Source organism: Streptomyces sp. NPDC002817, from assembly GCF_053592055.1.
In genome coordinates, this window is sequence record NZ_JBSFUY010000003.1 from 542,261 (window position 1) to 562,295 (window position 20,035).

Below are 20,035 nucleotides of genomic sequence, written 5' to 3' on the forward strand. Positions count from 1 at the left end.
TTCCTTGTCGCCCCTTCCTCGTCGGCGGTCCCGGTGGTCCCGGCGGTCCCGTACGGAACAGGAGTCACGTTGAGTCCCTGCGCTGCGGCGGCCGAGGGCGGACCGCGATGAGCTTCCGGATCAGGGTTCTCGGTCTGCTCATGGTGGTCGCGCTGGCCGCCACCGCCGCCACCGCCTGGCTGACCCTGCGGCAGGCCAACCGTCAGGTGCAGGAGACCGCCGCGGCCGGCCGCCAGGAGGTCTCCCGGATCACCGGCGAACTCCAGGCCTACGGATTCGCCCACGGCACCTGGGAGGGACTGTCGCCGACCGTGGCCGAGCTCGCCCGGGACACCGGTCAGCGCATCCGGATCGCCACCGAGTCCGACGTCCTGCTCGCCGACTCCGACGCCCTGGCCGGCCGTACTCCCCGGGCGCTGAGCGGTCAGCCCGCGGTGCTGGTGGACGCGCGCCCCGTCCTGCGGCTCCCCGCGGGTCTGGTGCCGCGGGGAGCGATGAAGATCACCGCCGTGACGATCGCCGAGTACCGCGCCACAGTGGTCTACGCGGCGTGTCTGACGCGGGCCGGGGCCCAGGTGACGGCCCGGCCGGGCGACAACGGCGTCCCCCGGATCAGCACCGACCGCCGGCCCGCTCAGTGTGTGCGGCCGGGCACCAAGGCGGAGAGACCGACCCAGGAGGATATTGCCGCCCTCCGGCCGTGTGAGTCCGAGCAGCGGCCCGTCGACTGCCTGCGGCGGGTCTTCAACGAGCGGGTCGCCGCCGACGCGCCCCCGCGTCTGGAGATCCGTCTCGGTGTCCGGAACGACGCGCCGCCCACCCTGGCCGCCGCGCCCACCGTGGCCGTCGCGGTGGGAGTGGCTCTCGCGGTCATCCTCGGGGCCCTGCTGCTGAGCAGGGCCGTACTGCGCCCCGTCCGCGCCATCACCCTGGCCGCGAAGGGGCTGGGCGAGGGCGACCTGGCGCGACGCGTGCCCGTGCTGGGCCGGGACGAGATCGCGCAGCTCGGCGGCGCCTTCAACCGCATGGCCGACTCCCTCCAGGCCGGTGAGGAGCGCCAGCGCCGCCTCACCGGTGACATCGCGCACGAGCTGCGCACCCCGCTGGCCAATCTGCGCGGCTATCTGGAGGCCCTGCGGGACGGTGTCGTCGAGCCGACCCCGGAACTGCTCGCCTCGCTCCACGAGGAGGCACTGCTGCAGCAGCGGGTCGTGGACGATCTTCAGGATCTCGCCCTGGCGGAGGCCGGCGCGCTCACCTACCACCCCGTCGCGGTCGATCTGCGCGACCTCCTGGAGGCCGGCCGCACCGCCCACCGCGCCCAGGCCGAGGCGGCGGGCGTCGCGCTCGAGCTGCAGGCGCCGGGGCCCGTCATCGTGACCGCGGACCCGGACCGGCTGCGCCAGGTCGTCGGCAACCTGGTCGGCAACGCGCTGCGGGCCACCGCGGCGGGCGGGACCGTGACCCTGGCCCTGCTCCCACAAGGTCTCGCACAGGGCGAGCCGGCCGTCGCGGAGATGGAGATCCGGGACACCGGCAGGGGGATAGCGGCCGAGGACCTGCCGCATCTCTTCGACCGCTTCTGGCGGGCCGACGCCTCCCGGGGGCGGGCGACCGGCGGCAGCGGTCTGGGGCTGTCCATCGCCCGCCAGATCGTCACCGACCACCGGGGCACGATCGAGGTGCGCAGCGCGGTCGGCGTGGGCACGACCTTCCGGGTCAGCCTGCCGGCGGTACCGGACGGCGTCGGCGGGTCCGGAGCTTCAGGGGCTGCGGGGACTTCGAGGGCTTCAGGAGCGGGCTGAGTCCGAGCCCTCCGCGAGGCGGTAGCCCCGGCCGTACACCGTTTCCAGGAGGCGTGGCCGCTGCGGGTCCGCCTCCACTTTCCGGCGCATGTTCATCATGTGGGCGTCGACGGTCCGCTCCATGACGTCCCGGTCGAAGCCGAAGACGCGCTCGATGATCTGCGCCCGGGTGAAGACCCGGCCCGGTTCCCGCGCCAGCATCTCCAGGATGGCGAACTCCTTCGCGGTCAGCGTCACCGGCCGTCCGGCGACGCGGACCTCGAAGCGCGCGGTGTCCAGCTCCACCGCACCGACGCGCAGCACCGCGGGCTCCGCGGCACCGCCCGAGTTCCTGGAGCGGCGCAGCAACGCCCGTACCCGTGCGGTCAGTTCGCGGGGGCTGTACGGCTTGGTGAGATAGTCGTCGGCGCCGAGGTCCAGGCCGAGGAGCATGTCCTCCTCGGTGGTGCGGGCGGTCAGCAGCAGAATCGGGACGGCCGACTCGGTGCGCAGGATGCGGCAGACGTCGAGTCCGTCGACCAGCGGGAGCATGACGTCGAGCACGATGAGATCCGGCTTCGACGAACGGGCCCGTTCCAGCGCGGCGCGGCCGTCGGCCACGACGTGCACCGCGTTTCCCTCCCGCTCCAGGTAGATCCGGATCAGTCGGGACTGCTTCTCGTCGTCCTCGGCCACCAGAATCCGAGCGTTCAACGCTTCTCCCCCAGCACATGCCTTCCCCCGGCGCGGTCCCGCGCGCTCCAGAACCGTAGTACAGGCGGCGGTGCCGGGTCCGCCCGGTGTGATGGGGCGAACCTTGCCTTTTCGCGGGACCATCGAAGAGGATGCCTGGCGGGGACCGGGGCCCCCGTGTCGGTAACGGCAGGGGCGGACCGCTACCCGGAGTACATAACAGGAGACAGCGATGTCCCACGAGGCTCATGACGTTCAGGAGCCAGAGACTCCGCATCTCGACTTCGAAGGCACGACGCCGTACGAGGACTACGTCAAGGCGGACGTGCTCACCCACCTCCAGCACACCCTCTCCGACGATCCCGGAGAGATGGTCTTCCTGGTCACGACCCAGGTCATGGAGCTGTGGTTCACCGTCATCGTCCACGAGTGGGAGACCGCCGCGCGAGCGCTCCGCTCCGACGACGTGCCGGTCGCGGTCGACGCCCTGAAGCGTTCCGTCCGCGAGCTGGACGCGCTGAACGCGTCCTGGAAGCCGCTCGGACAGCTCACGCCGGCCCAGTTCAACTCCTACCGTGCCGCCCTCGGCGAGGGCTCCGGCTTCCAGTCCGCGATGTACCGCCGGATGGAGTTCCTGCTCGGCGAGAAGTCCGCGTCCATGCTGGTGCCCCACCGTGGCGCGCCGCGTGTGCACGCGGAGCTGGAGAAGGCGCTGCACGAGCCGAGCCTGTACGACGAGGTGCTGCGGCTGATGGCGCGCCGCGGGCACGCCATCCCGCAGCCGGTGCTCAGCCGTGACGTGTCGCGGCGCTACGAGCCGTCGGCCGAGGTCGAGGCGGCCTGGACCGCCGTCTACTCCGGTGACGCCACGGATGAAGTCGCCCGGCTGGGCGAGGCGTTGACCGATGTCGCCGAGCTGGTGTGGCGCTGGCGCAACGACCATCTGGTGGCCACGCGGCGCGCGATGGGCTCCAAGGCGGGCACGGGTGGTTCGGCCGGGGTGGCCTGGCTGGAGAAGCGCGCGCAGAAGAACGTGTTCCCCGAGCTGTGGACGGCGCGGTCCCATGTCTGAACTCATCGTGCGTGCCGAGAAGTTGGACGCCGCCGACGAACTGGCGGCCCTGCGTGCGCAGTTCGTGCTCGACGACGTCGTGTACCTGGACGGGAACTCGCTGGGTGCGCTGCCCGCCGCCGTCCCGGGACGGGTCGAGGACGTCGTACGACGGCAGTGGGGTGCGTTGCGCATCCGGTCCTGGGACGAGAGCGGCTGGTGGACCGCGCCCGAGCGGATCGGCGATCTGATCGCCCCGCTGGTGGGGGCGGCGGCCGGGCAGATCGTGGTCGGTGACTCCACAAGTGTCAACGTGTTCAAGGCCCTTGTGGCGGCGGTCAGGATGGCGGGGCCCGGTCGGGACGAGATCGTGGTCGACGCGACCACCTTCCCCACCGACGGGTACATCGCCGAGTCCGCGGCCCGGATGACCGGCTGCACGCTGCGTCCCGTGACACCGTCCGAGGTGCCGGGGGTGCTGGGTGAGCGTACGGCGGCCGTGCTGCTGAACCATGTCGACTACCGCACGGGCCGGCTGCACGACCTGCCCGGGCTGACGGCGGCCGTGCACGCGGCCGGTGCCGTGGTGGTCTGGGACCTGTGCCACAGCGCGGGCGCGCTGCCGGTGGGCCTTGACGAGCACGGGGTCGACCTGGCGGTCGGCTGCACCTACAAGTACCTGAACGGCGGGCCCGGTTCACCGGCGTACCTCTATGTGCGCTCCGGTCTCCAGGACCGTTTCGACTCCCCGCTGCCCGGCTGGAACTCCCACGCGGAGCCCTTCGGGATGCGGCCCGACTACGAGGCGGCGCCGGGTGCGCTGCGCGGGCGGGTCGGTACGCCGGACATCCTGTCGATGCTGGCGCTGGAGGCGGCCCTCGAGGTGTGGGACGGCGTCTCGATCGAGGCGGTGCGCGCCAAGTCCCTCGCGCTGACGGACTTCTTCCTGGAGTGCGTGGCCGCGTACGTGCCCGCGGGGCGGGTGGAGCCGGTGACTCCGGCGGCCCACGAGGAGCGCGGCAGTCAGGTGGCGCTGCGCTGCGACGACGCCGGGGACGTGATGAAGCGGCTGATCGAGCGGGGTGTGGTCGGCGACTTCCGGTCCCCGGACGTGCTGCGGTTCGGGTTCACGCCGCTGTACGTCGGGTTCGGGGACGTGGAGCGGGCGGCCCGGGTGCTGGGGGAGGTCGTGGCGTGAGGCGTTGCTGTCGCGGTTCGGCGGTCGCCGGTTGAGCGCCGGGTCGCGACAGCCTGTCGGTGCGGGGCACGCCGGTCACCTGGCGGTGGCGTACACCCCCGCCAGGGCTGCCGCGTGGGCCGCCCGGGCGGCGCGGTCGGCCGCTGCCGGGTCCGGGGGCGTTCCGGTGGTCAGCAGCGCGTAGTAGAGCGGTGCCGACACCGCTCGTACGACGGTCTCCGCGTCGGTGCCCCGCGGCAACTCCCCGCGCTGTACGCCCTGTTCGACGCAGGGGGCCCACTCCGCGACCCGGACGTCGTAGAAGCGGCGCAGGGCCTGTGCCGTACGTTCGTCGCAGGCGGCGGCCGCGATCACCGCGCGGAACAGGGCGCCTTGGCGGGGGTCGGCGAGAGTGCGCTGCACCAGGCGGGAGTTGGCCAGGAGGTCGCCCAGTACGGACCCGGTCTCCTCGCGCGGCAGCGACTGTTCGGCCATGTCGGCGAGCAGATCGGCGACCAGCGCGGTGACGGAGCCCCACCGCCGGTAGACGGTGGTCTTGCCGACCTCCGCCCGACGGGCGACGTCCGCGAGATCGAGATGCGCGAATCCGTGCTCGGCGAGCACGTCACCGGCCGCCCGCAGCACGGCCGCACGGACACGTGCGGTACGCCCTCCGGGACGCAGGGTGCCGGGCTCGGCGGACATAACGGCCTCCTTGGTGCGCGCTGGGCTTCCGGCGCCAGAGTAACGACACAGCAGAACCGTTTAACCCTCACCGAGCGTGACATCCGCGTTGTCCGTGCACGTCACCGGCCTGGTACCGTCCCCGCCAACGGCCGAATTCTCTCCAGGTCCGCCAATCCGTCTCGTCCAAATACGTTACGTCGCTGAGAGGTTGGAGCATGCCGGACGACTCCGCAGCAGCCCGCGCCGCCGCCGAGGAGGAGTCGGCCTTCTCCCACCCGCCCGTCGACCCCGACGTCAGCGCGGCGTACGGGGACCACCCCGACCAGGTGATCGACTTCTACGCACCGAAGGGTGACGTCAGCCTGGCGCCACTCGTGATCGTGTTGCACGGGGGTGCGTGGCGCGCGCCGTACGACCGGCGCCACATCACTCCCTTCGCGGACTTCCTGACGCGGCGGGGGTTCGCGGTGGCCAACGTCGAGTACCGCAGGGGCGCGGTGCTGCCGGGGCAGGGCGGGCCGGAGCCGGGCGCGGGGTCCGTCGCGGCGCCTGTCGCGGGGCGGTGGCCGGACACGTTCGACGATGTCGCGGCGGCGCTGGACGCGCTTCCCGATCTCGTCCGGCAGCTCCTGCCGCAGGCCGATCCGCGGCGCATGGTGATCACCGGGCACTCGGCCGGCGGTCACCTGGCGCTGTGGGCGGCGGCCCGTCATGTGCTGCCCGCGGACGCCCCGTGGCGCACGGACCGGCCCACGCCGCTGCGGGGCGTGGTGGCGCTGGCTCCGATCGCGGACTTCACGGTCGCGGGGAAGCTGGACGTCTGCGAGGGCGCCGCGCTGCAACTCCTCGGTGGGGAGGCGCACTTCGGGGAGCGGCGGCCGTACGCGGACCCCGCGCTGCTGCTGCCGACCGGCATCGCGACGACGCTCGTCCAGGGGCGTTCGGATGTGGATGTGCCGGAGGCGGTCGCCGAGGCGTACGCGGACGCGGCGGCGAAGGCGGGGGAGGTGGTGGGGCTGACGTTGCTGGAGGACGTCGGTCACTTCCCGCTGATCGATCCGGCGGCGGACGCCTGTGCGGTGGTCGTGGAGGAGATCGCGCAGTTGGCGTGGTGACGGCGCCCGGCCCGGTGACGGCGCCTGCGGCGGCGCCGATCCGGGGCTGACCCGGCGCCTCTGATACCCGTAGTACCTGAGAGCTACGTCGCGAATTGGCTCCCCGGCGGGACGTGGACCACGCGGTCGGATCCGTAACTTCCCCACCAGACAAGCCCGATGGACGGGCGGTCTGGGAGGGAGGCGGCCGTGGGGTTCGCGACGGGGGTCAGGACAGCGGCGCCGAGGGCGACCGCGCGGGTCCGACGCGGCGGCGGGCAGGCACAGCCGCGCAGCGATGAGCCGTCGTCGCCGCGCACCTCGTCGGCGTCGGTGCCGGCGTCGGCGTCGGCGTCGGCGTCGGCGTCCGCGAGCGCATCCGCCCCCGCCCAGCCCCCGCACCGCCGCACCCGCAGATGGCGCCGAGCCACCCTCGCGGCCCTCATCACCGGCGCCGTGGTGCTCCCCCTCTCCGCCGCGACCCACGCCGAGATCCCGGCCCCGGCCCCTGCGACCCTCGCCCCCCTGACGCCAACCACACTGGACGAGGCCTACTCGGCCAACCGCGCCAACGCCGCGGAGGCGTCCCGCATGGCCGCGGCCCACGGCGACGCCGCGAGGGCCGCCGCCGACCGAGCCATGGCGGCCCCCTCCCGTCACTTCCTCCACTTCGACGGCCGGGGCTCCGGACAGGCCACCGAGGTCTTCGGCGACCTCGCCCACGCGGACCACATCGCCGTCCTCGTCCCCGGCTCCGACACCTCCCTCGACACCTACGACCGCTTCCACAGGGCCGCGGCCGCCCTCCACGAGCAGCTGACCCGCACCGGCCCCCACACAGCGGTCATCGCCTGGCTCGGCTACGAAACCCCGGCCACGATCAGCCCGACCGTCACCACCACCGGCCGAGCCGACCAAGCCGCCCCCCACCTGCGCGGGTTCCTGCGCCAACTCCACGGCATAGCCGGCCGCCAGGCCACCGTCTCCCTCCTCTGCCACAGCTACGGCTCGGTCGTCTGCGCCCGAGCCGCCACCGACCTGGACGCGACCGACCTGGTCCTCCTCGGCAGCCCCGGCACCGGAGCCGATGACGCGGCGGCCCTGCACACCCGCGCCCGCGTCTGGGCGGCACGCGGCAGCGACGACTGGGTGGCCGAGGTCCCGCACGTCAGGACCAACCTGTTCGGCGTCACCGTCGGCTTCGGCACCGACCCCGTGTCCCCGGCCTTCGGCGCGCAGGTGTTCGCCGCGGGCGACGGCGGCCACAGCGACTACTTCACCCCGGGCTCGGTCTCCCTGACCAACCTGGCCCGGATCGTCCTGGGACACACCTCGGAGGTGACCCGTGCGTGACACGACCCCGCGCTCCACAAGCGGCATACGACAGGGCTGGGCGGCCGCACGCGAGGGCGCCGCCCGCGTCGACGCAGCCACGCCCGCCGGCCGCGACCGTGCGGTGGACGCCCTGCGCGCCTTCGCGATCCTCGGCGTGGTCCTCGGCCACTGGCTGGTGACCGCCCTGGTCGCCGACGGCCGCGCCCTGCACACCGCGAGCCCGCTCCAGCACCTGCCCTGGCTCGCCCCCATCTCCTGGGCCTTCCAGACCCTCGCGGTGTTCTTCCTGGTCGGCGGTCATGTGGCGACCAGGAGCCACGCCTCGGCGCGGGCGCGTGGCACGACGTACGGCGAGTGGCTGACCGCCCGGCTGTCCCGGCTGTTCAAACCGGTCGCCGCCGTCCTGACCCTGTGGACGGTGATCGCCGCCGGCCTGCTGCTCACGGGCGCGGAGTCCGGGACGGTCCACACCCTGGTGAAGCTGGCCCTGTCGCCCCTGTGGTTCCTCGTCGTGTTCGCCGCGCTGACGGCGGCCACCCCCGTGCTGACCCGGCTGAGCCCCCTGTGGCCGCTGGCCGTCGTCCTCCACGTCGACCTGCTCCGTTTCGGTCTCGGCGGCCCCTCCTGGCTCGGCTGGGTCAACGTGGTGGCGGGCTGGCTCGTCCCGTACACCCTCGGCGCGGCCTGGACCCGCGGCGAACTGGACCGTCGCCGTGCGGGCTGGATCCTGCTGACCGGCGGCGCGGCGGTGACCGCGGCCCTGGTCGCCTGGGCCGGCTACCCGGCGTCGATGGTCGGCGTCCCCGGCGCCCCGGTCTCCAATCTGAACCCGCCCACGCTGGCCGCCGTCACCTTCGGCCTGGCCCAGTGCGGTCTGGCCCTGCTGCTGCGCGACCGGCTGCGTCGAGCGATGCGCCGTCCGTCGGCCTGGGCGGCGGTCGCCCTGGTGAACCTCTCCGCGATGACGATCTTCCTCTGGCATCAGACGGCCCTGATGGCGACCACGGCCACCGGCCTCCTCGTCGGCCGCCTGCCCGGACTGCACACCGTCCCCGACGGCCTCGGCTGGGTCGCCGCCCGCCTCGCCTGGCTCCCGGTGTTCGCGCTCGCGCTCGCCGTCTGCTGGACCGCGTTCCGCCCCTACGAACAGGGCGGCCGCCGGAGCCGGACTCCGCGGAAGGCGAGCGGCTCACGAGTGGTCCGGGCACACCGTCCGTCCGACCGGGAGACACCGGTGGGGGTGACCCGTGTCTAGGGTGGGGCGCGTGACGGAAACGGGGATCCAGCACGTGGTCATGGGCCGTGTGCTGCGCTGGCTGCGACTGCTGCGCGAGGACCTGTGGACCGCCCGCGCGGATCCGCTGCCCCCGTCGGTGTGGCTGCGCTGGCTGCCGCACGGCCTGCTCTGCCTGGCCGCGTTCGGCGTCACAGCCGGCGCACTGCCCCAGCTCCAGGACAACGCCGGAGTGGCCTTCGGATGGGCCTCCCTCATCGCACTCGGCCAGGGTGGCGCGGTCGTCCTCGCGATGTGGCGTCCGATCCCGGCGTGGTGGCTGTCCCTGACGGGCACCGTGATGGGAGCCATCGCCGTGCACGGCAAGCTCGGGGGGCCGGCGGGCGGCTTCACCTGGCCCTGGACGGCGGCCGGGATCATCGCCCACCTGCTCGTGCTCCTGCTGCTCGCCCTGCGCGTCCGCACCCGGGTCGCCGCGGAGGCGCTGGCGCTGACCGCACTGGCCACCTACGCCCTGCAGGGACTGTGGGGCGGCGCGCACTATGAGTCCACCGGGGTCCTCGCGGTCGCCCTGGCCCTGGTCGTCGTGGTGCTCGGCATCGCCCTGCGGGGCCGCCGCGAGGCCCGTCAGGAACTCGTCGAGCAGACCACCCTCACCACCGAGGAGCGTGCCCGGCGCACCCTGCTGGAGGAGCGCAGCCGGATCGCCCGCGAACTGCACGACGTGGTCGCCCACCACATGTCGGTGATCTCCATCCAGGCCCAGGTCGCCCCGCACCTGGTCGAGAACCCGCCCGACGAGCTCAAGGAGAACCTCGCCGGCATCCGGCAGAACGCGCTGGAGGCGCTCACCGAACTCCGCCGCGTCCTGGGCGTCCTGCGCTCCGAGCACCCCGACTCCCCGGACCCCGTCGAGCCCGGCACCGGCACCGCCCCGCACACCCCGCAGCCCACCCTCGACCGGCTCGACGCTCTGGTGGAGAACACCAGGGCGGCCGGACTGCGCGTCGAGGTCGACGTGCGGGGCGAGCCCCGCGCGCTGCCGCCCGGCCTGGAGCTGTCGGCGTACCGGATCGTGCAGGAGGCGCTCAGCAACGTTCTGCGGCACGCGCCGGGCGCGGTCGCCCATGTCGAACTCCGGCACACCGCCTACGGGTTGATCGTGGAGATCGTCAACTCGCCGCCGACACGGTCCGTGCCGCCGTCGCCCGGCGCCGGGCACGGGCTGCTCGGTATGCGGGAACGGGTCGGGATGCTCGACGGTTCCATGACGGCACACCCTCTTCCGGACGGCGGCTACAAGGTGTTCGCGTTCCTCCCGACCGGCGATCTCAAGGACGGCACCGTATGACGAGCAGCCCCATCCGCGTACTCATCGCCGACGATCAGCAGATGGTCCGGCAGGGCTTCACCGTGCTGCTCAACACCCAGCCGGACATCGAGGTGGTCGGCCAGGCGGTCGACGGCCTGGACGCCGTGGCGAGGGTCGCCGAACTCGCCCCGGACGTCGTGCTGATGGACATCCGGATGCCCGAGCTCGGCGGCATCGAGGCCACCCGCCGCATCACCGAGGCGACCCCCGAGATCAGGGTGCTCGTGCTGACCACGTTCGACCTCGACGAGTACGTCTACGAGGCACTGCGCGCCGGTGCCTCCGGCTTCCTCCTGAAGGACGCCTCCGCGGACCAGCTGGCCGAGGCGGTCCGGGTGGTGGCGGCCGGCGACGCCCTCCTCGCGCCCGGCATCACCCGACGCCTGATCACCGAGTTCTCCCGTCTCGGCGACCGCCCCCGCGGCCCGCTCAAGGAACGCGTCGGCGACCTGACCGAGCGCGAGACGGAGGTCCTGGCGCTCATCGCGGCGGGCCTGTCGAACGCGGAGATCGCCGCGCGGCTGGTGGTGGCCGAGCAGACGGTGAAGACCCATGTGGGGCGGATCCTGGTGAAGCTGGGACTGCGGGACCGCACCCAGGCGGCGGTGTTCGCGTACGAGTCGGGGCTGGTGCGGCCGTCGGGGTACTGAGCGCCCGCCGGCGGGCCGTCCTGGTCACGGGCCCGGGCAGGACCCGTAGTACCTGAGACGGATCCCGCAGGACCCCTCTCACTGGTGACGACCGCGGCCCCCGCCTCCGCCTACGGTTCTGTATGTGACCGAGACGACCCAGATGCAGACGCCGCCACCGGGGGACGGGGCCAAGCCGCGGAGCCCGGAGTACCGACTGGCCGTGAACGCCCTGCGCGGGCTGCGGCAGGACCTGTTCCACGACGCCTTCGCCTACCGCCCGCTGCCCCGGATGCGGGTCGACGGCCCGCTGACCCGGCGGCTGCCCGGCCGCGTGCGCGAGTACGTGGCCTGGACACCGCACGCCGTGCTCGCCGCGATCGCCGTGATCACACTGCTCATGGCCACGGTCGACACCGGCGACGAGGCCGTCCTGCTCGGGCCGCTCGCCCTGCTCCCGATCCTGCTGAGCATGCTCCGGCCGATCGGAGCGTTCTGGCTGTCCATGGCCGCCACTCCGGTCAGTCAGTTCTTCGGCAACACCTATGACGGCTATCCCTGGCTGCCCGCCAGCTTCGCCTGCCACCTGACCGTGCTGACGGTCGTGGCCATACGCACCAGGCCGCGCACGGCCGCGTACATATGGGCCCTCACCGCGGCTTACGGCTTCCTGGCGGACGTGCTCTTCGGCCCGAATTTCTACTACGGCGACGACACCGCCCCCATGCTGGTCTTCTCCGCACTGATCCTGCTCGTCGTCGCCGTCTGGCACACCCGCAGGGAGGCCCGGCAGGAGGTGACCGCGCAGCAGACGGTGACCGCGCAGGAGCGCTCCAAGCGCACCCTGCTGGAGGAGCGCACCACCATCGCCCGCGAGCTGCACGACGTGGTCGCCCACCACATGTCGGTCGTCGCCATCCAGGCAGAGGCCGCGCCCTACCGGGTGGAGAACCCGCCGCCGGAGCTGGAGCGGGCGTTCGCGACGATCCGGGAGAACGCGGTGGCGGCGCTCACCGAACTCCGCCGCGTCCTGGGCGTGGTCCGCGCCGAGGACTACGAGGCCCCGGACGCCCCGCAGCCCACCCTCGCCGACCTCGACGTGCTGCTCGCCAATGTGCGGGACACCGGCCTGAGCGTGGAGAAGACGGTGACCGGGGCGGTGCGGGAACTGCCGCAGGGTGTGGAGCTGTCGGCGTACCGGATAGTCCAGGAGGCCCTGAGCAACACCCTGCGCCACGCGCCCGGCGCGAGCGCCCGTGTGGAGATCGGCTATGTCCTGGGCGGTCTGGGCCTGCGCATAGTCAACGACCCGCCGCCCGCGCGGGCGCTGCTGAAGCCCTCGCCCGGCGCCGGGCACGGCATCACGGGCATGCGGGAGCGGGTGTCGATGCTGAACGGCGAGATGACGGCGGTCCCGACGGACGACGGAGGTTACGAGGTGACGGTGTTCCTCCCCGTCGCCCTGGCGAGCGAAGGTGAGGCATGAAGCAGGGCATCATCCGCGTGCTGATCGCGGACGACCAGATGATGGTGCGGGAGGGCTTCTCCGTCCTGCTCAACGCGATGCCGGACATCGAGGTCGTCGGCGAGGCGGTCAACGGCCGCGAGGCGGTGGACCGGGTCCGTGAACTCGCCCCGGACGTCGTGCTGATGGACATCCGCATGCCCGAGCTGAACGGTATCGAGGCGACGAGAGAGATCGTCGCGGCGGACGGTGCGGCGAAGGTGCTGGTGCTGACGACGTTCGACCTGGACGAGTACGTGTACCAGGCGCTTCGGGCGGGCGCCTCGGGCTTCCTGCTGAAGGACGCCTCGGCCCGTCAGCTGGCGGACGGCGTGAGGGTGGTGGCCTCCGGCGAGGCCCTGCTGGCACCCTCGGTCACCAAGCGCCTGATCACGGAGTTCTCGAAGCTCTCCGACTCCCCCCGCCTGATGTCCTCCGCACACGCGGCGTACGGCGAACTCACCGAGCGCGAGACGGAGGTCCTGGTCCTGATCGCCCAGGGTCTGTCGAACGCGGAGATAGCCGAGCGCCTGGTGGTCGCGGAGTCCACGATCAAGACCCATGTCAGCCGGGTCCTGGTGAAGCTCGGCCTGAGGGACCGCACCCAGGCGGCGGTCTTCGCCTACGAGGCCCGCCTGGTGACCCCGGGCTAGCCCACCTGCGTCTTCGCCGCTCGGGACCCGGGACGGATCTGCCCGTCACCGCTGATGTGGCCTGTCACAGGTGGCCAGAGGTCCTTACCATCCAGGTATGGAACAGAGAGTCACTCTGATCACCCTCGGTGTCTCCGATCTCGGCCGGGCCAAGGCCTTCTACGAGGCTCTCGGGTGGCGGGGGCAGGAGGTCCGGGAGACCGTCTTCTTCCAGGCCGGCGGGCTGGGGCTGGTGCTGTGGGGGAGGGACGAGCTGGCGGAGGACTGCGGGCTGGAGGCCGGTTCACCGGGCGGTTTCGGAGGGGTCGCCCTCGCGCACAACGTGCGGTCCGAGGCGGAGGTCGACGAGCTGCTCGCCGTGGTGGAGCGAGCCGGCGGGACGGTGACCAAGGCCGCCGCCGTGAACGCCATCGGGTTCTACTCCAGTGCCTTCACCGATCCGGACGGCCACGCCTGGGAGGTCGCTTACAACCCGGGCTTCCCGCTCGCCGAGGACGGCACGGTCACGCTGCCGGACTTCGGCGCCGGCAGCTGATCGTTTCCGTCCACCTCGCGGTGCCGGTGATCCGCTGAGACACCCCTGGTCAGGAGGGGGGCCGTCGGTCTACCGTCCGTCCATGGCAGCCTTCGACCCGTGGGACCCGGCGTTTCTCGCCGACCCGTACCCCTCCTACGCCGACCTGCGCGCCAAAGGCCGCGTGCACTTCTACGAGCCCACGCAGCAGTGGCTGGTCCCGCACCACGCCGATGTGTCGGCGCTGCTGCGCGAGCGGCGGCTCGGGCGGACGTATCAGCACCGGTTCTCGCACGAGGACTTCGGACGGACGGCGCCTCCCGCCGAGCACGAGCCGTTCCACACGCTCAACGACCACGGGATGCTCGACCTGGAGCCACCGGACCACACCCGGATCCGGCGGCTGGTGTCGAAGGCGTTCACGCCGCGCACGGTGGAGCAGCTCAAGCCGTACGTCACCCAGCTGGCCGGAGAGCTCGTCAACGGGCTGGTCGAGAAGGGCGGCGGTGACCTGCTCACCGATGTCGCCGAGCCGCTGCCCGTCGCCGTGATCGCAGAGATGCTCGGCATCCCGGAGGCCGACCGGGCTCCGCTGCGCCCCTGGTCCGCCGACATCTGCGGGATGTACGAGCTCAACCCGCCCGAGGACGTCGCCGCGAAAGCCGTACGCGCCTCCGTCGAGTTCTCCGACTACCTGCGCGAGCTCATCGCCGAGCGGCGCGAGAGCCCCGGCGAGGATCTGATCTCCGGGCTCATCGCCGCCCACGACGAGGGCGACCGGCTCACCGAGCAGGAGATGATCTCGACCTGCGTCCTGCTGCTCAACGCGGGGCACGAGGCCACGGTCAACGCCACCGTCAACGGCTGGTACGCGCTCTTCCGCAACCCCGACCAGCTCGCGGCCCTCCGCGCGGACCACAGCCTGATCCCGTCCGCGATCGAAGAGCTCATGCGCCACGACACCCCGCTCCAGCTCTTCGAGCGCTGGGTGCTGGACGACATCGAGATCGACGGGACCACGATCCCGAGGGGCGCGGAGGTCGCGATGCTCTTCGGCTCCGCCAACCACGACCCGGCGGTCTTCCGGGCCCCCGAGAGGCTCGACCTCACCCGCAAGGACAACCCGCACATCTCCTTCAGCGCCGGTATCCACTACTGCATCGGTGCCCCGCTGGCCCGTATCGAGCTGGCGGCCTCGATGACGGCGTTGCTGGAGAAGGCGCCGGCACTCGCCCTCGCGGCCGAGCCGGAGCGGAAGCCGAACTTCGTGATCAGAGGGCTGGAAGGGCTAGCCGTGGAGGTCTGACCGTCGGCCCACCAGATACGCGATCACGACGGAGACGAGCGCCGGCAGGAGCGCTCCGGCGAGGGCGACGAGGGGGAGCTCGACGAGGACGGCGCCGTAGTCGGTGCCCTCGCCCTCGAAGCCGCCGCCCAGATGACGTTCGGTGCGGGGCGAGGCGGCCCACACCAGGGTCGCCACCAGCGCGCCCACCGCCGACAGCAGACAGCCACCGCACGTCACCGCGTTCCGTCGGTCCCGGGGGCCCTGGGGGTCCCGGGGGTCCGGTCGATGTCCCATGCCCCGAGGGACGCGCCTCGCTCCTCCTGCGGTTCTCACAGGAGGAGCGAGGCCCCGGTTCCCCCGCGCGTCACGTCGTCATGTCCCGCCTCCGCAACCCCGCCAGCCCAGCGGCCACCAGCACCGCCGCCAGCCCGACCAGCACCAGCACCGGCCCCCAACTCGTCTCCCCACCGGGCAACTTCGGCAGATGCCCGAACGGCGACACATCCAGCACCGCCTGCGGAGCGTCCAGCGCCGGACCGACCCAGCCGATGAGCAGGACGGCGCCCGCGACGCCCCACGCCGCCGGTGCCAGGCGCGGCAGCAGCCCGTACAGCGCGACCGCCAGCCCGCCGATCACCCACACCGCGGCCACCTGGACCAGGCACGCCCCGAGGATGAGCCCGACCTGCCGGCCGTAGCCCACGGCGAAGCCCAGACCGGTGAGCAGCATGATCAGCACCACCCCGCCGAAGGCCACGGTCAGATGGCCGGCGGCCCACCGCATCCGGCCCACCGCGTTCGCCAGCACCGGTTCCGCGCGGCCCGACGTCTCCTCGCCGTGCAGCCGCAGCACCGAACCGACCACGTACAGGGCCGCGATCAGGCCCATCATGCCGACCATCGACGCCAGGAACGCGTCCGTCAGACCGCTCTGGCCGCCCATCCGCTCGAAGATCTCGCGGGCACCGGCGTTGTCGCCGACCAGGTCGGCCACGCCGTCCGTCAGGCCGCCGTAGACGACGCCGACGACGAAGAAGGCGAGGCTCCAGCCGTACACACTGCCCCGCTGCAACCGCCAGGCCAGCGCGCCCGCACTGCCCAGACGGCCCACAGCCGGTCCCGGGCGGGTCGGCAGGAAGCTCATGCCCACGTCCCGGCGGCCCGCCAACCCGTAGGCCACCGCCCCCTGCACGGCCACCGCCACGGTGAACAGCGCCAGGACCCACCAGCGTTCGTCGGCGTACGGGCGCAGGTCCTCCAGCCAGCCCAGCGGGGAGAGCCAGGTCAGGACCGAACTGCCGTCGTCCGTCGCCGAGTCGCCCGCGGCCCGCAGGACGAAGGCCGCGCCCAGCACCCCGGCCGTCAGGCCCCGCGCCAGCCGCGCGCTCTCCGTCAGCTGCGCGACGATCGCGGCCGTCGTGGCGAATACCATGCCGACGCAGGCGATCCCCAGACCGAGGGCCAGGGCCCCGGTGAAGCCCTGTCCGGCCAGGCCCGCCGTCACCAGCAGTGCCAGCACGGCGTTCGCGACCCCCGCCGCCAGCAGCGCCGCCGTCAGGGACGCCCTGCGGCCCACCGCCCCGGACGCCACCAGCTCCTGGCGGCCGCTCTCCTCCTCGTCCCGGGTGTGCCGTACGACGATCAGCAGGCTCGTCACGGCCGCGAGCAGGCCCGCGTAGACGCCGACGCGCCAGGCCGTCAGGGCGCCCAGCGAGGTGTCGAGGACCGGTCCGATCAGCGCGCGGAAGGAGGCGTTGGCCGCCACTTGGTGGACGAGGTCGGCGCGTTCCGCCGGGGTGCCGTACAGGTTCCTCAGGCTGCTCGGCATGGAGAGCACCATCAGCGCGTTCACCGCGACCCAGACCGGGACCATCACCCGGTCGCGGCGCAGGGAGAAGCGCAGCAGCACGCCCGTGCCCGCGAGGGTGCTCATCGGACCGTCGCCTCTTCCTCCTGGTAGTGGCGCAGGAACAGCTCCTCCAGCGTGGGCGGGGTCGAGGTCAGGGACCGTACGCCGGTCTCGCTCAACGACCGCAGCACGGCGTCGAGTTTGTCGGTGTCGACCTGGAGCCGGACGCGGTACCCCTGGACGTCGAGGTCGTGGACCCCAGGTAGCTGCGCCAACCCGTTGGGCGGGCCGGCGAGTTCGGCCGTCACGCTGGTGCGGGTGAGGTGGCGCAGCTCGGTCAGGGAGCCCGACTCCACCGTGCGCCCGCGCCGGATGATGCTGACCCGGTCGCACAACTCCTCGACCTCGCTCAGGATGTGGGACGAGAGCAGGACGGTCCGCCCCCGGTCCCGCTCCTCCTCCACGCACCGCTGGAAGACCTCCTCCATCAGCGGGTCGAGGCCCGACGTCGGCTCGTCCAGGATCAGCAGGTCCACGTCCGAGGCGAACGCGGCGACGAGGGCGACCTTCTGGCGGTTGCCCTTCGAGTAGGTGCGGCCCTTCTTGGTGGGGTCCAGCTCGAAGCGTTCGAGCAGCTCGGCGCGGCGCCCCGCGTGAAGGCCGCCGCGCAGCCGGCCGTAGAGGTCGATGACCTCGCCGCCGGACAGGTTGCGCCACAGCGTGACGTCCCCGGGGACGTACGCGATCCGGCGGTGCACCTCGACCGCGTCCGCCCACGGGTCCCGGCCGAGCACCTGTGCGGCACCGGAGTCGGCGCGCAGCAGGCCGAGCAGGACGCGGATGGTGGTGGACTTGCCGGCGCCGTTCGGGCCGAGGAAGCCGTGGACCTCGCCCGTTTCCACGTCCAGGTCGAGCCCGTCCAGCGCGTGTGTCCTGCCGAACGACTTGTGGAGGCCCGAGACGCTGATTGCCTTCGTCATGTTTCCGAACGTACGCTTCTTTCAGAAATTTGTGAAGTTAAGGAAGGGTATGAAGCCCAGATAGGATGACGGCATGACGGAAACAGCTGGTGGTGGGCGGGACGCGGAGGCGGTCTCGAAGTTCGTCGAGTCCTTCGCGGCGCAGCTCGTCGAGGCTGGGATGCCACGGATGCCCGCCAGGGTCTTCGCCGCCCTCCTCTCGTCCGACGAGGGCGCGCTGAGCTCCGCCCAGCTGGGGGAGCAGTTGCGGATCAGCCCCGCGGGGGTCTCCGGGGCGGTGCGCTATCTGGCCCAGACGCACATGGTCGCGCGTGAGCGGGAGCCCGGCTCGCGCCGGGAGCGTTACCGGGTGCAGGGCGACCAGTGGTACGAGGCGCTGACCAATCGCGAGGCCGTCCTCAAGCGGTGGGAGGTGGCCCTGCGGGAGGGCGTCGCCAGCCTCGGCGCCGGGACACCGGCCGGACGCCGCATGGCCGAGACGCTCGCCTTCTTCGAATTTCTCGACGGCGAGGTCTCGGCCATGATGGAGCGGTGGCGGGTGCACCGCCGCCAGATGTTCGGCGAGCGGTAGTCACCGCTCCTTAGTCTCCTCGAGCACCGTCCGCCCCAGCAGCAGATACCGCTCCGGCGACCGCCGCTTCAGATACTGCGCGTACCCGATGCCGGTCGCCGCGACCAGCGCCACCAGCCACGGCGTCGCCTTCAGCACCAGCGAGCCGGACTCGCCGCCCGCCGCAGCGCCCATGTTGGACACCAGCAGCGCGACCACCGCGAGCATCGCGACGCCGCCGAGGAGCGGGGCGGTGAAGGTCCGGAACCAGTGCCGGCTCTCGGGGTGGTGCTTGCGGAAGTAGGCCAGTACCGCGAAGGAGCAGACGGCCTGCACGACGAGGATCGCCATGGTGCCGAGGATGGCGAGCAGGACGTAGGTGCCGGTGTACGGGTCCTTGCCCGCCGCCCAGAACGCGACCAGCAGCAGGGCGGTCACCACGCTCTGGACCAGGCCCGCGATGTGCGGGGAACCGTGCCGGGCGTGGGTGCGGCCGAGGGTGTTCTTCAGGGAGGGGAGGACGCCCTCGCGGCCCAGCGCGTACATGTAGCGGGCGGCACAGTTGTGGAAGGCCATGCCGCAGGCGAGCGAGCCGGTGATCATCAGCCACTGCATGACGTCGACCGCCCAGTGGCCGACGTACTGCTCGGTGGGGCCGAAGAAGAGGGCGAGGGGGTTCTCGGTGGCGACCTTCACGGCGTTCGCCTCGCCGGTGCCGGAGATCGCCATCCAGGAGACGAAGACGTAGAAGACGCCGACGCCGAGGACCGAGATCATCGTCGCCTTGGGGATGATCTTCTTCGGGTTGCGGGACTCCTCGCCGTACATCGCCGTCGACTCGAAGCCGACCCACGACCAGAAGGCGAAGAACAGTCCGAGTCCGGCGCTGGTGCCGTGGAAGGCGTTGACCGGGTTGACCGGGTCGAGGCTGAAGCCGTCCGGGCCGCCGCCGTGCAGCGCGACCGAGATCGCCATGGCCGCCAGGATCGTCACCTCGGTCGCGAGGAGGACGACGAGCAGCTTCTCGGCGACCGAGACGCCGAACCAGGTGCCGGTCGCGTTGATCGCGAGCATCAGCACCGCGAACGCCCACCAGGGGACGTCGACCCCCGTCTGGTCCTTCAGCGTCTCCGTCGCGAAGGTCGAGAAGATGCCGATCAGCGCCGGCTCGAAGACGACGTACGCGAAGGTCGCGAGGAGTCCCGAGGCGAGGCCGATCGTGCGGCCGAGGCCGTAGGAGATGAAGCCGTAGAAGGCTCCGGTGGAGGTGATGTGCTTCGCCATCGATGTGAAGCCGACGGAAAAGATTGCCAGGACGACCATTGCGACGAGGTAGCTCGCCGGGGCGCCGATGCCGTTGCCCGCCGACACCATGAAGGGCACGTTGCCCGTCATCGCGGTGATCGGCGCGGCGGTCGCGACGGCCATGAAGACCACGCCGAGCAGGCCGATGGCATTGGGCTTCAACCGGTGGACGGTGCCGCCTTCGTCTGTCTGTGCCGCCGGGGCGACTCCCTCGTCCACTGCCATCGAGATGGCCCCTCTCCTACCGGTGTGCTGGTGTGCTGGACCGGAACTCTGTAGGCGAAATGAGTCGGCCAAGGGTCTCGGGGCGTTAAATGTTTGTCAACCAGACCTTTA

The 20,035-nt window shown here is 72.2% G+C and carries 20 protein-coding genes; 13 read left to right on the forward strand and 7 right to left on the reverse strand.

All coding sequences use genetic code 11. From position 1 onward, the window contains the following. Nucleotides 1-107 precede the first annotated feature (107 nt). Complete coding sequence (locus tag ACWD3I_RS08555) at nt 108-1,805, forward strand: sensor histidine kinase (RefSeq protein WP_365408039.1); 1,698 nt, start codon at nt 108-110, stop codon at nt 1,803-1,805. Here the strand turns inward: ACWD3I_RS08555 and ACWD3I_RS08560 are convergent. Further along, complete coding sequence (locus ACWD3I_RS08560) at nt 1,791-2,498, reverse strand: response regulator transcription factor (protein ID WP_046262307.1); 708 nt, start codon at nt 2,496-2,498, stop codon at nt 1,791-1,793. The genes ACWD3I_RS08555 and ACWD3I_RS08560 overlap by 15 nt on opposite strands. A 211-nt stretch (nt 2,499-2,709) precedes the next feature. Here ACWD3I_RS08560 and ACWD3I_RS08565 point away from each other — a divergent pair, with 211 nt between their 5' ends. Both ACWD3I_RS08565 and kynU read left to right on the forward strand, forming a co-directional pair. Beyond that, nucleotides 2,710-3,549: a tryptophan 2,3-dioxygenase family protein gene (locus ACWD3I_RS08565; RefSeq protein WP_365408036.1), complete on the forward strand. Its 840-nt coding sequence runs from the start codon at nt 2,710-2,712 to the stop codon at nt 3,547-3,549. Beyond that, entirely contained in the window at nt 3,542-4,726 is a 1,185-nt protein-coding gene (kynU, locus tag ACWD3I_RS08570; RefSeq protein WP_365408033.1) for a kynureninase, read from the forward strand. The genes ACWD3I_RS08565 and kynU overlap by 8 nt, the downstream gene beginning before the upstream one ends. A gap of 75 nt (nt 4,727-4,801) precedes the next feature. Here kynU and ACWD3I_RS08575 read toward each other — a convergent pair whose 3' ends face one another. Beyond that, nucleotides 4,802-5,410: a TetR/AcrR family transcriptional regulator gene (locus ACWD3I_RS08575; protein ID WP_365408030.1), complete on the reverse strand. Its 609-nt coding sequence runs from the start codon at nt 5,408-5,410 to the stop codon at nt 4,802-4,804. A 197-nt stretch (nt 5,411-5,607) separates the two neighbouring features. Here ACWD3I_RS08575 and ACWD3I_RS08580 point away from each other — a divergent pair, with 197 nt between their 5' ends. Continuing rightward, a complete protein-coding gene (locus tag ACWD3I_RS08580; protein ID WP_365408027.1) occupies nt 5,608-6,507 on the forward strand; it encodes an alpha/beta hydrolase in 900 nt (299 codons plus the stop codon). 83 nt (nt 6,508-6,590) lie between these two features. On the opposite strand, the gene ACWD3I_RS08585 is transcribed toward ACWD3I_RS08580, so the two are convergent. Further along, complete coding sequence (locus tag ACWD3I_RS08585) at nt 6,591-6,932, reverse strand: hypothetical protein (RefSeq protein WP_365408108.1); 342 nt, start codon at nt 6,930-6,932, stop codon at nt 6,591-6,593. Here ACWD3I_RS08585 and ACWD3I_RS08590 point away from each other — a divergent pair. The 8 genes from ACWD3I_RS08590 (at nt 6,820) to ACWD3I_RS08625 (ending at nt 15,033) form a co-directional block, all read left to right on the forward strand. After that, nucleotides 6,820-7,839, forward strand: a complete 1,020-nt coding sequence (locus tag ACWD3I_RS08590) for an alpha/beta hydrolase (RefSeq protein WP_365408102.1) — start codon at nt 6,820-6,822, stop codon at nt 7,837-7,839. The two genes, ACWD3I_RS08585 and ACWD3I_RS08590, sit on opposite strands and share 113 nt — an antisense overlap. After that, nucleotides 7,832-9,076, forward strand: coding sequence for an acyltransferase family protein (locus tag ACWD3I_RS08595; protein ID WP_451084049.1), 1,245 nt, complete (start codon nt 7,832-7,834; stop codon nt 9,074-9,076). Before ACWD3I_RS08590 ends, ACWD3I_RS08595 begins: the two co-directional genes overlap by 8 nt. A gap of 40 nt (nt 9,077-9,116) precedes the next feature. Next, nucleotides 9,117-10,406 (forward strand): sensor histidine kinase, encoded by a 1,290-nt coding sequence (locus tag ACWD3I_RS08600; RefSeq protein ID WP_365408096.1) that lies wholly within the window; start codon nt 9,117-9,119, stop codon nt 10,404-10,406. Beyond that, complete coding sequence (locus ACWD3I_RS08605) at nt 10,403-11,077, forward strand: response regulator transcription factor (protein WP_365408024.1); 675 nt, start codon at nt 10,403-10,405, stop codon at nt 11,075-11,077. Before ACWD3I_RS08600 ends, ACWD3I_RS08605 begins: the two co-directional genes overlap by 4 nt. A gap of 124 nt (nt 11,078-11,201) precedes the next feature. Then, nucleotides 11,202-12,542 carry a sensor histidine kinase gene (locus ACWD3I_RS08610; RefSeq protein WP_365408021.1) on the forward strand — a complete coding sequence of 447 codons (1,341 nt, stop codon included), beginning with the start codon at nt 11,202-11,204 and terminating at the stop codon, nt 12,540-12,542. Then, the gene (locus ACWD3I_RS08615; protein WP_365408018.1) at nt 12,539-13,213 is read left to right on the forward strand and encodes a response regulator transcription factor; all 675 of its coding nucleotides are present in this window, start codon (nt 12,539-12,541) and stop codon (nt 13,211-13,213) included. The genes ACWD3I_RS08610 and ACWD3I_RS08615 overlap by 4 nt, the downstream gene beginning before the upstream one ends. A 97-nt stretch (nt 13,214-13,310) precedes the next feature. Then, on the forward strand, nt 13,311-13,748 hold the full coding sequence (locus ACWD3I_RS08620) for a VOC family protein (RefSeq protein WP_365408015.1): 438 nt from the start codon (nt 13,311-13,313) through the stop codon (nt 13,746-13,748). A gap of 82 nt (nt 13,749-13,830) precedes the next feature. Then, nucleotides 13,831-15,033, forward strand: a complete 1,203-nt coding sequence (locus ACWD3I_RS08625; protein ID WP_365408012.1) for a cytochrome P450 — start codon at nt 13,831-13,833, stop codon at nt 15,031-15,033. Here ACWD3I_RS08625 and ACWD3I_RS08630 read toward each other — a convergent pair. From ACWD3I_RS08630 to ACWD3I_RS08640, 3 genes are all read right to left on the reverse strand, one after another. Next, nucleotides 15,016-15,309 carry a hypothetical protein gene (locus tag ACWD3I_RS08630; protein ID WP_365408009.1) on the reverse strand — a complete coding sequence of 98 codons (294 nt, stop codon included), beginning with the start codon at nt 15,307-15,309 and terminating at the stop codon, nt 15,016-15,018. The two genes, ACWD3I_RS08625 and ACWD3I_RS08630, sit on opposite strands and share 18 nt — an antisense overlap. Nucleotides 15,310-15,379: 70 nt before the next feature. Continuing rightward, nucleotides 15,380-16,948, reverse strand: coding sequence for an ABC transporter permease (locus ACWD3I_RS08635; RefSeq protein WP_365408006.1), 1,569 nt, complete (start codon nt 16,946-16,948; stop codon nt 15,380-15,382). Beyond that, nucleotides 16,945-17,844 (reverse strand): ABC transporter ATP-binding protein, encoded by a 900-nt coding sequence (locus ACWD3I_RS08640; protein WP_365408003.1) that lies wholly within the window; start codon nt 17,842-17,844, stop codon nt 16,945-16,947. Before ACWD3I_RS08640 ends, ACWD3I_RS08635 begins: the two co-directional genes overlap by 4 nt. A gap of 73 nt (nt 17,845-17,917) precedes the next feature. On the opposite strand from ACWD3I_RS08640, the gene ACWD3I_RS08645 reads away from it, so the two are divergent. Then, nucleotides 17,918-18,415 carry a GbsR/MarR family transcriptional regulator gene (locus tag ACWD3I_RS08645; RefSeq protein WP_365408000.1) on the forward strand — a complete coding sequence of 166 codons (498 nt, stop codon included), beginning with the start codon at nt 17,918-17,920 and terminating at the stop codon, nt 18,413-18,415. Here the strand turns inward: ACWD3I_RS08645 and ACWD3I_RS08650 are convergent, their stop codons facing one another. Further along, nucleotides 18,416-19,924 (reverse strand): APC family permease, encoded by a 1,509-nt coding sequence (locus ACWD3I_RS08650; RefSeq protein ID WP_365407997.1) that lies wholly within the window; start codon nt 19,922-19,924, stop codon nt 18,416-18,418. Nucleotides 19,925-20,035: the final 111 nt, after the last annotated feature.